11 protein-coding genes are annotated in these 13,070 nt (G+C 64.4%); 7 read left to right on the top strand and 4 right to left on the bottom strand.

What is annotated here, in order from left to right:
- Positions 1–112: 112 nt before the first annotated feature.
- A complete protein-coding gene (locus JNC62_RS01480) occupies positions 113–631 on the bottom strand; it encodes a DUF721 domain-containing protein (protein ID WP_374835256.1) in 519 nt (172 codons plus the stop codon).
- A gap of 108 nt (positions 632–739) precedes the next feature.
- Here JNC62_RS01480 and mutY point away from each other — a divergent pair, with 108 nt between their 5' ends.
- Both mutY and JNC62_RS01470 read left to right on the top strand, forming a co-directional pair.
- The gene (mutY, locus tag JNC62_RS01475) at positions 740–1,855 is read left to right on the top strand and encodes an A/G-specific adenine glycosylase (RefSeq protein WP_374835254.1); all 1,116 of its coding nucleotides are present in this window, start codon (positions 740–742) and stop codon (positions 1,853–1,855) included.
- Entirely contained in the window at positions 1,852–2,466 is a 615-nt protein-coding gene (locus JNC62_RS01470) for an HAD family hydrolase (RefSeq protein ID WP_374835252.1), read from the top strand. The genes mutY and JNC62_RS01470 overlap by 4 nt, the downstream gene beginning before the upstream one ends.
- Before the next feature lie 319 nt (positions 2,467–2,785).
- On the opposite strand, the gene JNC62_RS01465 is transcribed toward JNC62_RS01470, so the two are convergent.
- Positions 2,786–2,974, bottom strand: a complete 189-nt coding sequence (locus JNC62_RS01465) for a hypothetical protein (protein ID WP_374835250.1) — start codon at positions 2,972–2,974, stop codon at positions 2,786–2,788.
- A gap of 267 nt (positions 2,975–3,241) precedes the next feature.
- On the bottom strand, positions 3,242–4,369 hold the full coding sequence (locus JNC62_RS01460; RefSeq protein ID WP_374835248.1) for a site-specific DNA-methyltransferase: 1,128 nt from the start codon (positions 4,367–4,369) through the stop codon (positions 3,242–3,244).
- Between the two features lie 431 nt (positions 4,370–4,800).
- Between JNC62_RS01460 and JNC62_RS01455 the strand changes: the two genes are divergently transcribed.
- Positions 4,801–5,490 (top strand): HAD family hydrolase, encoded by a 690-nt coding sequence (locus tag JNC62_RS01455; protein ID WP_374835247.1) that lies wholly within the window; start codon positions 4,801–4,803, stop codon positions 5,488–5,490.
- Between the two features lie 113 nt (positions 5,491–5,603).
- Here JNC62_RS01455 and JNC62_RS01450 read toward each other — a convergent pair whose 3' ends face one another.
- Positions 5,604–6,065, bottom strand: a complete 462-nt coding sequence (locus JNC62_RS01450) for a hypothetical protein (protein WP_374835653.1) — start codon at positions 6,063–6,065, stop codon at positions 5,604–5,606.
- Between the two features lie 436 nt (positions 6,066–6,501).
- On the opposite strand from JNC62_RS01450, the gene thrC reads away from it, so the two are divergent.
- From thrC to JNC62_RS01430, 4 genes are all read left to right on the top strand, one after another.
- Positions 6,502–7,899, top strand: a complete 1,398-nt coding sequence (gene thrC, locus JNC62_RS01445) for a threonine synthase (RefSeq protein ID WP_374835245.1) — start codon at positions 6,502–6,504, stop codon at positions 7,897–7,899.
- Positions 7,900–7,919: 20 nt separating this feature from the next.
- A complete protein-coding gene (locus JNC62_RS01440) occupies positions 7,920–9,215 on the top strand; it encodes a M16 family metallopeptidase (RefSeq protein WP_374835244.1) in 1,296 nt (431 codons plus the stop codon).
- A gap of 185 nt (positions 9,216–9,400) precedes the next feature.
- Positions 9,401–10,051: a GNAT family N-acetyltransferase gene (locus tag JNC62_RS01435; protein ID WP_374835242.1), complete on the top strand. Its 651-nt coding sequence runs from the start codon at positions 9,401–9,403 to the stop codon at positions 10,049–10,051.
- A 7-nt stretch (positions 10,052–10,058) separates the two neighbouring features.
- Entirely contained in the window at positions 10,059–12,971 is a 2,913-nt protein-coding gene (locus tag JNC62_RS01430; RefSeq protein WP_374835240.1) for an EAL domain-containing protein, read from the top strand.
- The last annotated feature ends 99 nt before the right edge of the window (positions 12,972–13,070 follow it).

Raw genomic sequence — 13,070 nt, 5'->3', positions numbered from 1 at the left:
GTGGGGACAATGAAAAATACTTTCGGCAACCCGGATATACCGGCTTTCGGATGCGAACAAGCACCGCCAAGATCATGATCCTCAAAGAATTGTGACCACGTGATGGTACGCCTCAGCGCCGGGTCGAGCCTTGCTTGCCGAGCACGGCTGTGCCCAGCCGCTTCAGCGCCGCCTTCAGCGCGTCCCCTTCGATTCCCTGCACCAGATCATCGAGGTGGCGTGCAGCCTCTCCGGTCAACGGCCGCGGCGCCCACCGGCGCTTCGTCGGCGGCGAGACCGGCTTCTGCACGATCCTGACCTGCCGGATCGCGGGAAAGCCGAAAAATTCGTTGATGCGCTGGATGAGCTCGCCCTGCTGGTGCGATAGAAAGAGCGCGCGCGAGCCCTCGCAGGCAATCGTCAGGACCCCCGGCTGGTAGCCGCCGCCCTCGCCCGCCATCTCGGACGCCCGGCGCGGCCAGGCGATCTTTTCGGGACGGCTGCAATCGGCGAACGCACTGCCGGCGATCTCGTCCCACGCGCCGAGCAGCATCGTGTTGATGCCGGCGCGCTTGGCAAGCACCGGGTCGATCAGGTCGTTGGCGACTTCGCTGATCTGCATGGCGCCCCTGCGGAATGGACGGGAACTCACGGTGGTCGGTACTCCAGCTGTTGACCTTCCCTCGTCCGGCGAGATTTGCCTTGAAGAAAGTGCGTTGCTTGGCCAGTTATACGCTTCGTCTTCGCATTCAGGCAAATAATGACCGACGCGCATCCAGGGACAGACCCGACCCGCCAGATCCTGGCCTGGTACGACCGACACCATCGCGACCTGCCCTGGCGCGTCACCCCGGCCATGGCCGCACGCGGCATCCGGGCCGATCCCTACCGGGTGTGGCTGTCCGAGGTGATGCTGCAGCAGACGACGGTGCAGGCGGTCAAGCGCTATTTCGATCTCTTCACGTCGACATGGCCGACCGTGGCCGATCTTGCGGAGGCGGAGACGGAAGAGGTGATGAAAGCCTGGGCGGGGCTTGGCTACTACGCACGGGCGCGCAACCTGAAGAAATGCGCCGAAACCGTCGCCCTTTCGCATGACGGCCGATTTCCCGACACCGAGGCGGGACTAAAGGCGCTTCCCGGCATCGGCGACTACACCGCCGCAGCCATCGCCGCGATCGCCTTCGATCGGCAAGCGGCCGTGCTCGACGGCAACGTCGAGCGGGTGATCTCGCGCTTCCACGCGATCGACGCCCCCCTGCCCGGCGCAAAGCCGCAGATGCGCGCGCTCGTGGCCGCGATGACGCCGGCGGACCGGCCCGGCGACTTCGCCCAGGCGATGATGGACCTCGGTGCCACGATCTGCACGCCGAAGCGGCCAGCCTGCGCGCTCTGCCCGCTGAAGGAGACATGTCGGGCGCTGGCCGCAGACGAGCCGGAACGCTTCCCCGTCAAGGTGGCAAAGAGGGAGAAGCCCGTGCGGCTCGGCGCCGCATTCGTTGCAATCGACGAGGCGGACGCCGTCTTCCTGCGCAAGCGGCCCGGGCACGGCCTGCTCGGCGGCATGACGGAAGTGCCCAACAGCGACTGGACGGCCCGGCGCGACGGCGGGACGGAACCGGACGCTGCCCCCTTCGCCGCCGACTGGCAAACCTGCGGTACAATCATACACGTGTTCACACATTTTGAGTTGCGACTTGCCGTCTTCCGCTGCAGGGTCAGCCGCGCCGCGGCCGGGGGGCCCGGATGGTGGGAGCCGTGGCATACGCTTGACGGACAGGCATTGCCGACCGTCATGAAGAAGGCAATCAAGCAGGCGCTCCCGGCGGCCTTCGAGCCGAATGCACCTGTGCGCGAAAAGGTGAGGACACCATGACAAGCGAAATCCGGCACATCGTCTTCGATATCGGACGTGTGCTGATCCACTACGATCCCCAGATCCCCTACAGCCGGCTGATCCCCGACGAGGCGCAGCGGAACTGGTTCTTCGCCAATGTCTGCACCCACGACTGGAACATCGAGCAGGATCGCGGCCGGGCGTGGGAAGAGGCCGAGGCGCTGCTGATCGCCGACTATCCGCAGCACGAAGAGCTGATCCGTGCCTTCCGCAAACACTGGCACGAGATGGTCTCGCACGCCTATGCCGAGAGCGTGGCGATCATGGAAGCGCTGATAGAGGACGGGCGCGACGTCACCATGCTGACAAACTTTGCGGCGGACACGTTCAAGCAGGCGCGCAAGCTCTATCCATTCCTCGACCTGCCCCGCGGCGTCACCGTCTCCGGCGAGGTCGGGCTGATCAAGCCGGATCCGGCGATCTACGAGAAGCACAGCCGCGACTTTGGGCTCGAACCGGCACACACGCTCTTCATCGATGACAGCGACAAGAATGTCGAGGGCGCGCGCCTGGCGGGCTGGAACGCGGTTCTCTTCACCGGCACTGAAAAGCTGAAAAACGACCTTGCCGCCCACGGCGTCAGGCTTTGATCTTCTCAACAAAGAGAAACGCCCGAAGCCAGAGGCTTCGGGCGTTCGTGCCTGTCCGGGACTGAAGGTACGAAACCGGAAGGCAGAAGCGGTTTGGGTGAAGGGGCCTTTGCGGCTGCCTTCACATTTGCTGCAGTCATCCTATGGCGTGGTGGTTAACAGCGATTGAACAAGCTCCACGCCAGTGACGATTTCTCCAAGATTCCCAAAAGCTTGCATAGGAGTGCTCAACGAGCGGTTGCTGCGCTGGCCTCTGCTGGCGAATTGAACCGGGATGCACGACCCGTGAAACCGGGTCGCCAATTTGACTGCAAAGCGATCAGCGCGAACGGTTGTTCGGGCGAATGACGTTCATTTGCAATTCGTGGGCGGACGCATAGCGGCCGAGAATCTTGATGAGCCGCTTCTCTTCGGCCCTGTGGATGCCGGCCTTGCGGCAATAGTCGGACACCTCCCAAACATGCCTGGCCCGCTCGCGGTCCAGATGCCTGATCTCGATATGCCTCATGATCGCCTCCCAACTGACGAGGTATAACGCAATCCTTCGCCCCAGGTTCCGGTCCCGACACATGGTGACCGGCATCACTCTGCTCGCATGTGCAAGGCCATTGAGATCATAGCGCCGGCGCCTTGTCCATGTATTATTGATGCCTAATATGAGTATCGCTCACTCGCATCGCAACGTCGGGCACCCAGCCTGCATACTGCAGCGACCTCCGGCACGGGAGCGCCGAAGGCCGCCTCAGGAGGTATCTTTCTCTGATGCGTGCCAGGCTCAGTCGAGCCTGGCCATGTCACTGCGAATGACCGCACGCAGGTCGTCGATCGGCTTCAGTTCCTTGCCCTCGGCATAGTGCCAGAAGGTCCAGCCATTGCAGGCGTCCAGCCCCTGCACCTTGGCGCCGAGGCGATGGATCGATCCGGCTTCGTTGCCGGCGGCGAGCGTGCCGTCCGCCCGCACGATCGCGCTGTAACGGCGCTTGGCATCGGTCAGCACCGTTCCCGGCGCGATGAGACCGCTCTCGATCAGTGTGATGAAGGCAACGCGCGGCTCGGCCTTCTTGCCGCTCAGGACCGTCAGCGTCTGCTTGCCGAGCGGTTCCACCGCGTCGATCCGGGCAAGAGCGGCATCGATATAATCCTGCTCGCGCTCGATGCCGACGAAGTGGCGGCCGAGGCGCTTGGCGACGGCGCCAGTGGTGCCGGAGCCGAAGAAGGGGTCGAGGACGATGTCACCGGGCTTGGTGGAAGCCATGATGACGCGGGCCAAGAGCGCCTCCGGCTTCTGCGTCGGGTGGATCTTCTTGCCGTCGGCATCCTTCAGCCGTTCGCCGCCGGAGCAGATCGGAAACAGCCAGTCGGAGCGCATCTGCACGTCGTCGTTGGCGGCCTTCATCGCATCGTAGTTGAACGTATAGCCCTTCGCCTTCGGGTCCCGGCTCGCCCAGATCATCGTCTCGTGCGCGTTCTGGAAGCGGCGGCCCTTGAAGTTCGGCATGGGATTGGTCTTGCGCCAGACGACGTCGTTGAGGATCCAGAAGTTGAGGTCCTGCAGCGTGGCGCCGACGCGGAAGATGTTGTGATAGGAGCCGATCACCCAGATGGTGCCGTTCGGCTTGAGCACGCGGCGGCAGGCGAGCAGCCAGGCGCGGGTGAAGGCGTCGTAAGCCGCGAAGGAGGCGAACTGGTCCCATTCGTCATCGACGGCGTCGACCAGCGACTGATCGGGGCGGTGCAGCGTGCCGCCGAGCTGAAGATTGTAGGGCGGGTCGGCGAAGATGACGTCGACGGACTGGTCCGGAAGCGCCTCCAGGGCTGCGACGCAATCGCCCTTGATGATCGAGTCGAGCCAGCCATTGGGGCGGACCGAACGGGCTTCGGCAAGCGAAAGAAATTTTGACATGGGAAACTCGCTGATACGCTTACTCGGATACGGACTGTCTGACCCTTATGGTTACCGAAGATGGTTACCGAAGGGTGAAAGGCCTGGAAGAAAGTGACGTATCCGGCGGCTCGTGGCGGTTTACGGGCGCACCCGACGTGCCCCCGCTGGCTCCAATATCGCACCAACGGGGCTGGCGGGCCAGCCGCAACGCGCGCCCCCTGTCGGCTGGAGTTCCTGCACCCGGTGGGGTGCGCATTCCTCGACCCGGCCGCCGTTCCAAAATGGCCCCGGCACAGGCGCGGCGGTCGTCGGTCGGCGCCAATCAGCTCTGCCGGAAGGTTGAGCTTTGGGCCGTCTTCGTATAAATGGCGCGTCTACATATCCAATGGCGCCGCTGCCCGGCCGCCAGGCGCTTGCCGGTGCAATCCCCATCCTCAAGGACGATCTTCATGGACGGTTTCGACCTCATCATCTTCGATTGCGACGGCGTGCTGGTCGATTCCGAGATCATCGCGGCCGAAGTCGAGTCGCGGCTTTTGACCGAGGCCGGCTATCCGATCGGCGTCGAGGAGATGGGCGAGCGCTTCGCCGGCATGACCTGGCAGAACATCCTGCTGACGATCGAGCGCGAAGCCTCGATCCCGCTTTCGGCCTCGCTTATCGACAAGTCGGAGAAGCTACTGGACGCAAGGCTCGCCAACGAGGTGCAGGTCATCGACGGGGTGAAGCTGGCACTGTCGCGGCTGAAGCGGCCCTATTGCATCTGCTCCAACTCCGCCTCGCACCGGCTCGACCTGATGCTGAGCCGGGTCGGCCTCAAGGAGGTCTTCGCGCCGCACATCTATTCGGCAAAGGATCTCGGGCCCGACCGGGTGAAGCCGAAGCCGGACATCTTCCTGCACGGCGCCAGGCAATTCGACGCCGATCCGGCGCGCACCCTCGTCATCGAGGATTCCGTTCACGGCATTCATGGGGCGCGCTCGGCCGGCATGCGCGTCGTCGGCTTCACCGGCGCCTCGCACACCTATCCCTCGCATGCCGACCGGCTGACGGATGCGGGCGCCGAAACGGTGATCTCGCGCATGAGCGACCTGCCCGGCGTCATCGCGGCACTCGCGGAGTGGCAGGAAGCCATCTGACGGGACCGGCGGGTCGCGTCATCGCCATTGATGCCCGTCCCGTGACCGGCTATCCGCCCCTTCGTTCACGCTGAGGACGACGGGAGGGGCAACGGATCGTGCCAGCGAAGAGCTCAGTTGTTGTAGGGACCTTCGTCGAAGCCGACATAGATCTTGGCAAAGGAGCCCGCGCCGCCGGGTATGACGACGTTGGCGTCGGTAAAGACGTACTGGGTCGTGCCTTCGGACGGGATGGTGACGCTGAACTTCGAGAGGTTCGAGTACAGCGTGTTCTCGCCGTCCGTGGCGGCAACCCGGATCGGCAGGTTCACAGCGCCCGGGGACCCGGCCGGGCCGGCGACGATGCGCCCCTGGGCCATGACGGTGATCTTCAGCGCGTCGGCGGTCTGCACGCACTGGCGCGTGGTCGCAGCCAAGGTCGCCTGGTAGAGCACCTTCTGGGGATCGTCCTTGGCACCCTTGGCATAGGCGCGATGGACGGAGGTACCTTCACGCAAGAAGACCTGCGGGCACGCGCCCTGAATGACCGGGGCTTGTTGCGAAACCACCTGCTGCTGGCCCGCGCCGGACGACACGCCGAGGTCGGCGGCCTTTTCCGTCTGATTGCAGCCTGCGGCGATGGCGAGTAGGGAAACGGCCAGAAGGCGGCGGCCAGTGGTAGCAGTCACGTTTGTCTCACCCCTGCGTTCGGACTTGAGATGCCCGTTCAACTTACAAAAAACGGGCCTTTCTCGACCCACGCGGATGCTCTATAGCAGCGGTGCAGCAAAAAATCGATTGTCCAAAACTGACGTTCCACTTTTTGCTGTATCCGCAGGCGAAAGACCTTGACGTCGCTCGCCGCACGGAGAACCGCGCGCCCAGCCGGTTCGATCAGTCTCGCCCGGCGCGACGTTCGTCGCGTCCGAACCGGAAGGAAGTCTTTGTGACCGCAGCCCTGCGCCGACCCTGGCCTCCTGCACCCGGCCGTTTCCTTCCGCCAGTCTGCCGCTTACTTTCAGGGATCATGACGTGAAGTACATTTCGACGCGGGGCGAGGCCCCTTCCCTCGGTTTCTGCGACGCGCTGCTTGCCGGTCTTGCAAGCGACGGCGGCCTCTACGTGCCGCAGCAGTGGCCCGCGTTTACGAAGAAGCAGATCCGCGCGATGCGCGGCATGACTTACCAGCAAATCGCATTCGCCGTGCTGTCGCCGTTTGTCGACGGCGAGATCGACGACAAGACCGTCCGCGCGATGATCGACGAGGCCTATGCCACGTTCCGTCACCCGGCGATCACGCCGCTGGTGCAAACCGGCCCGAACGACTTCATCCTCGAACTCTTCCACGGCACGACGCTTGCGTTCAAGGACGTGGCGATGCAGCTTCTGGCGCGGTTGATGGACCATGTGCTTGCCGAGCGCGGCCAGCGTGCGACGATCGTAGGCGCCACCTCCGGCGATACGGGCGGGGCGGCCATCGACGCCTTTGCCGGTCGCGAGCGCACCGACATCTTCATTCTCTTCCCGCACGGCAAAGTCTCGCCAGTGCAGCAGCGCCAGATGACCACCTCGGCCGCCGGCAACGTCCACGCGCTTGCCGTCAGGGGCACGTTCGACGACTGCCAGAACCTCGTCAAGGCGATGTTCAACGACAAGGGTTTCCGCGAAAGAATGCAGCTTTCCGGCGTCAACTCGATCAACTGGGCCCGCATCATGGCCCAGATCGTCTACTACTTCACCAGCGCCATTGCGCTCGGTGCGCCGGACAGGAAGATTTCGTTCACCGTGCCGACCGGCAATTTCGGCGATATTTTCGCCGGCTTTGTCGCCAAGCGCATGGGCCTGTCGATCGACCGGCTGGTGATCGCCACCAACGACAACGACATCCTCGCCCGCACCCTGAAGACAGGGCGCTACGAGATGCGCGGCGTCGTCGCCACCACCTCGCCGTCGATGGACATCCAGATCTCCTCGAACTTCGAGCGCCTCCTGTTCGAGGCCACCGACCGGGATCCGGCCGAGATCCGCACCCTGATGGGCGGCTTGAAGCAGTCGGGATCATTCCAGATCGGCGACAAGGCGCTGAAGGCGATCCGCAAGGAATTCCGCGCCGGCCGCGCTACCCAGAAGCAGGTTGCCAGGACCATCGCCGAAACGCTGGAAAAGACCGGCTACCTTCTCGATCCTCACACCGCCACCGGTGTCTTCGTCGCGGCGAGGAATGCCCGTGCTGCGAGCCCGATGGTGACGCTTGCGACCGCGCACCCGGCGAAATTCCCCGACGCCGTAAAATCGGCGAGCGGTATTGACCCGACGCTCCCGCCGTGGCTTGCTGGCATGATGCAAAGGGAGGAGCGTTACGAAATCCTGGATCCGGATCTTGCAAAGGTGGAAGCCTATGTCGGCAGCCACTCCCGCATTCGGGGTTAGTGATCGCGGAAAGTCGGAAAATGAAAGTTGAGTGTACCAGGCTGCCGTCCGGCCTGACGGTCGTCACCGAGAACATGCCACACCTCGAGAGCGCTGCTCTTGGCGTGTGGATCAAGTCCGGTTCCCGCAACGAGACGGCGGACGAACACGGCATCGCCCACCTGCTCGAGCACATGGCCTTCAAGGGCACGACCCGCCGCTCGGCCCGGCAGATCGCCGAGGAGATCGAAAACGTCGGCGGCGAGGTCAACGCCGCCACCTCGACCGAGACCACCTCCTACTATGCCCGCGTGCTGATGGACCACGTGCCGCTGGCGACCGACATCCTGGCCGACATCCTGACGGAGTCGGTGTTCGACGAGGAAGAACTCGCCCGCGAAAAGCAGGTCATCCTCCAGGAGATCGGCGCGGCGAACGACACGCCCGACGATGTCGTGTTCGACAAGTTCTCAGAGGTCGCCTATCGCGACCAGACGATCGGGCGCGCCATTCTCGGCACGCCGGAGACGGTGCTCTCCTTCGAACCCAGCGAAATCCGCGCCTATCTCGACCGCAACTACACGACGGATCGCATGTTCGTCGTCGCAGCCGGCGCTGTCGACCACGACAGCTTCGTGCGCGACGTGGAGAAGCGCTTCGCCTCGCTGCCGCAGGCGCCTTCGGCTCCGCCCGTTTCGGAGGCAGCCCGCTACACCGGTGGCGACACGCGCGAAACGCGCGACCTGATGGACGCGCAGGTGCTGCTCGGCTTCGAAGGCAAGGCCTACCACGCCCGCGATTTCTACTGTTCGCAGATTCTGGCGAATATCCTCGGCGGCGGCATGTCCTCCAGGCTGTTCCAGGAGGTTCGCGAGCACCGCGGCCTCTGTTACTCGGTCTATGCCTTTCATTGGGGCTTCTCCGACACCGGCATCTTCGGCATCCATGCGGCGACCGGCGGCGAAAACCTTCCGGAACTCGTGCCGGTCATCATCGAGGAGTTGCGCAAATCCGCCGACCGGATCGACGAGCAGGAAATCGACCGGGCGCGCGCGCAGATCCGTGCGCAGTTGCTGATGGGGCAGGAAAGCCCGGCGGCGCGCGCGGGCCAGATCGCCCGGCAGATGATGCTTTATGGCCGCCCCATTCCGAACGAGGAATTGATGGAGCGGCTTGCCGGCATCAACGCGGCCCGCCTGACCGACCTCGCCGGTCGGCTGTTCTTCGACACGCGCCCCACGCTTTCGGCGATTGGCCCGCTGGAGCACCTTGCCTCCGCCGACGATATCATCGGTGCGCTCGCGCGCGGCGATGTGGCCCATCGTGTGGCCAGCTAAAGCATGTCTCCCTGACGTGGGAAGCGGACAAGGACCTAAAGCGTGCCCGGCGAAACTGAGAGGCGTTCTAGGGTCTTGGGCTATTGCTGTTTGACGGCGTCGCAGACGCTGGCGTAAAGTTCGCAGATGGCGGGCTGGATCAGGTACGAGCCGACGCGTGTGGTTGTCGCAGCGGAGAGGCATAGATGACGCGATCGGTATTTCGGTTTCTGTCCAGACAGCCCGACACCGTCGTGCTCGAAGACGAAACCCACCTGCTGCGCCTGCCACGCTACTCCGACTATCGGCAATGGTATCCGTTGCGCTCCGAGAGCCGTCAATTCCTCGAGCCCTGGGAGCCGAGCTGGCGCAGCGACGAACTGACCGAGAGCGCGTTTCGGGGTCGCGTGGTTCGCAACGAACAGGAATATGCGAGTGGCCAGGCCCTGCCGCTGTTTTTGTTCCTGAAGGCAGAGCAACAGCTCCTGGGCGGGCTGACCATCGGCTACATCCGCCGCGGAGCGGCCCAGTGCTGCATGATCGGCTACTGGATGGGCGAACGCTACGCCGGTCACGGCCATATGCTGCGCGCGCTGAACCTGTCGATCCCCTACATCTTTTCGGGCCTTCAGTTGCACCGTATCGAGGCAGCCTGTATTCCTGACAATGTGAGGAGCATCCGGCTCCTTGAAAAGGCCGGCTTTCAGCGCGAAGGCTATCTTCGCGAATACTTGAAGATAAACGGGGAGTGGCGTGACCACGTGATGTACTCACTGCTGGCGGGGGACAGAGGCCAACAGCGGGTGCAGGCCGCGCAGGGGAGAGGGGTGCTCGCATCCCAGACGACAGGAAAATAGCGTTTCGATGACATTCCGTTCCGTGCCGACACTGCTGCTCGTCAGCCGGGCGCTCGCCCTCATCCTACTGACGGCGCTGTCGCTTGTCGGGCCGCTCGCTGCAACAGCTGAGGCCGTCGAGCCGGTGCAGATCTCCCGCGACGACACCGCGCTCGACCTGACGGCGACGACCGAAATCTACACCGGTCGCGGCGAGGCGTTCCAGGTTTCGACCGCGCCCGGTACCGACGGCATCGTCCGGCGCATCGAGGTGCGGGCAACCAATCCCGGCCACGAGGGCGACTGGGCGGTGTTTGCACTGGCGAACGTGTCCGACGAGCAGTTCGAGCGGGTGATCGTCGCCCCGCATTTCCGGCTGGTGCGCTCCAAGCTCTTCTGGCCCGACCTGGGCTCCAAACGAATCCTCTCGATCACGCCGAGCGAAGGCTTCGCGCTCGACCGCCAGCCGAGCGATGAGGCGGACGTGTTCCGCATCACGCTCAATCCCGGTTCGGTCGTCACCTTCGTCGCGGAACTCGCGACCCCGGAGCTGCCGCAGATCTACCTCTGGGAGCCCGACGCCTACAAGGACACCGTCAACGCGTTCACGCTCTATCGCGGCATCGTGCTCGGGATCGCCGGTCTTCTGGCCGTGTTCCTGACCATCCTCTTCGTGGTGAAGGGGACCTCCATGTTGCCGGCAACGGCAGCGCTCGCCTGGGCGGTGCTGGGCTATATCTGCGTCGACTTCGGCTTTCTTTCCAAGCTCATCAGCGTCACGGCCGGCGACGAGCGCATCTGGCGGGCCGGGACGGAGGTGTCGCTGGCCGTCGGCCTCGTCGTGTTCCTGTTCACCTATCTGAGCCTCAACCGCTGGCACGCGCACCTTTCCTATGCGACACTCGCCTGGATCATCGGGCTCGGACTGCTGTTCGGCGTCGCGATCTATGATCCGCCGATCGCGGCGGGCATTGCCCGCCTCTCGTTCGCATTGACCGCCTCCGCCGGCATCATCCTGATCGCCTATCTCGGCTTCAACCGCTACGACCGGGCCATCCTGCTCGTTCCGGCCTGGGCGCTGATCCTGGTCTGGCTGTTCGGCGCCTGGATGACGGTGACGGGAAGGCTCGACAACGACATCATCCAGCCCGCGCTCGGCGGCGGCCTCGTACTGATCGTGCTTCTGATCGGTTTCACGGTGATGCAGCACGCCTTTGCCGGCGGCGCCTACCAGCAGGGGCTGTTCTCCGACCTCGAGCGGCAGTCGCTCGCGCTGACCGGTTCGGGCGACACCGTCTGGGACTGGGACGTGGCCCGCGACCGGGTCGTCACCATCCCCGACATCTCCACCCAGCTCGGCCTGTCTCCGGGCGTCATGCATGGCCCTGCCCGCAACTGGCTGCCGCGCCTGCACCCCGACGACCGCGACCGCTTCCGCGCCACGCTGGACGTTCTGCTGGAACATCGCCGCGGCCGGCTGAACCACCAGTTCCGTGTCCGCGCCGAGGACGGGCATTATCACTGGCTGGCGATCCGGGCGCGGCCAGTGCTCGGCGCCAACGGCGAGATCATCCGCTGCGTCGGCACGATCGTCGACATCACCGAGCAGCGCAACTCCGTCGACCGCCTGCTGCAGGACGCGCTGCACGACAATCTCACCGGCCTGCCGAACCGTCAGGTCTTCCTGGACCGGCTGCAATCGGTCCTGTCCATCGCCGGCTCCGGCGAAACGGTCCGGCCGACCGTGCTTGCCATCGACATCGACCGCTACAAGCAGGTGAACGACGCGCTCGGGATCGCCGCCGGCGACAATATCCTCGTCGCGCTGTCGCGGCGGCTGCGACGGATCCTGAAACCGCAGGACACGCTTGCTCGGCTATCGGGCGACCAGTTCGGCCTGATCCTGCTGTCGGAGCGCGACCCGGCCAAGGTGGCGGATTTCGCCGATGCGGTCAGCAAGGCGATCACCGTTCCGATCAACTTTGCCAATCGCGAGATCATTCTCACCGCCTCGATCGGCCTCGTCTCCTGCCTCGACCCGCAGCAGGACGCGGCCAGCCTGCTCAACGACGCCGAGCTTGCCATGTACCGGGCGAAGAAGGCCGGGGGGAATCGCGTCGAGCCGTTCCGGCCCGCCTTCCGCAGCATGGGGACCGACCGGCTGCAGATGGAGACGGACCTCCGCCGCGCAATCGACCGCAAGGAACTCTCGCTCGTCTACCAGCCGATCGTACGGCTCTCGGATGCGGAGATCGCCGGCTTCGAGGCCCTGATGCGCTGGGAGCACCCGAAGCGCGGCAGCATCTCCCCGGAGGAATTCATTCCGGTCGCCGAGCAGTCGGGCCTGATCAGCCAGCTTGGCGCCTTCGCCTTCGACAAGGCGGCGAGCGACCTCATGGACTGGCAATTGCAGACCGGAGACCTGCCGATCTTCGTCTCGGTCAACCTCTCCAGTGCGCAACTGCTCAACAACGAACTCTACAACGACGTCAGGGCGGTGCTGTCGAAGACCCGCTGCGAGCCGCACAAGCTGAAGTTCGAGCTGACGGAGTCCGTGGTGATGGAGAATGCCGAGCAGGCACGGCTCGTTCTGAACAAGTTGCGCGAGGCAGGCCTCGGCCTGGCGCTCGACGACTTCGGCACCGGCTACTCCTCGCTCGCCTATCTCACCCGTTTCCCCTTCGACACGATCAAGATCGACAAGGCGTTGGTGCGGGACAGTTCGGACAAGCGCACCGTTCTGCTGCGTTCGGTGATCTCCATGGCGCTCGAAATGGAGATGCAGGTCGTCGCCGAAGGCATCGAGACGGAGGAAGACGCGGTCGAACTCGGACGGATGGGCTGCCAGTTCGGTCAGAGCTACCTGTTCGGCCCGCCGATCGGCTGCGATTCGGTGCTGCGCCTGTTGAAGGAGCGGTTTCCGCTTATGAAGCGGGCCTGACTGCTCTGCGCCCACCCATGAGAGCAGCCACCCAGCGCTTCAAGGCAATGCCGAACGGCCGGGACGTGATTTAAGGGCGCTTGACTAAATGGGTCGCGG

Source organism: Mycoplana ramosa (assembly GCF_041930185.1).
GTDB lineage: Bacteria > Pseudomonadota > Alphaproteobacteria > Rhizobiales > Rhizobiaceae > Mycoplana > Mycoplana ramosa.
This window is presented reverse-complemented; position numbering and strand designations above follow the sequence as displayed.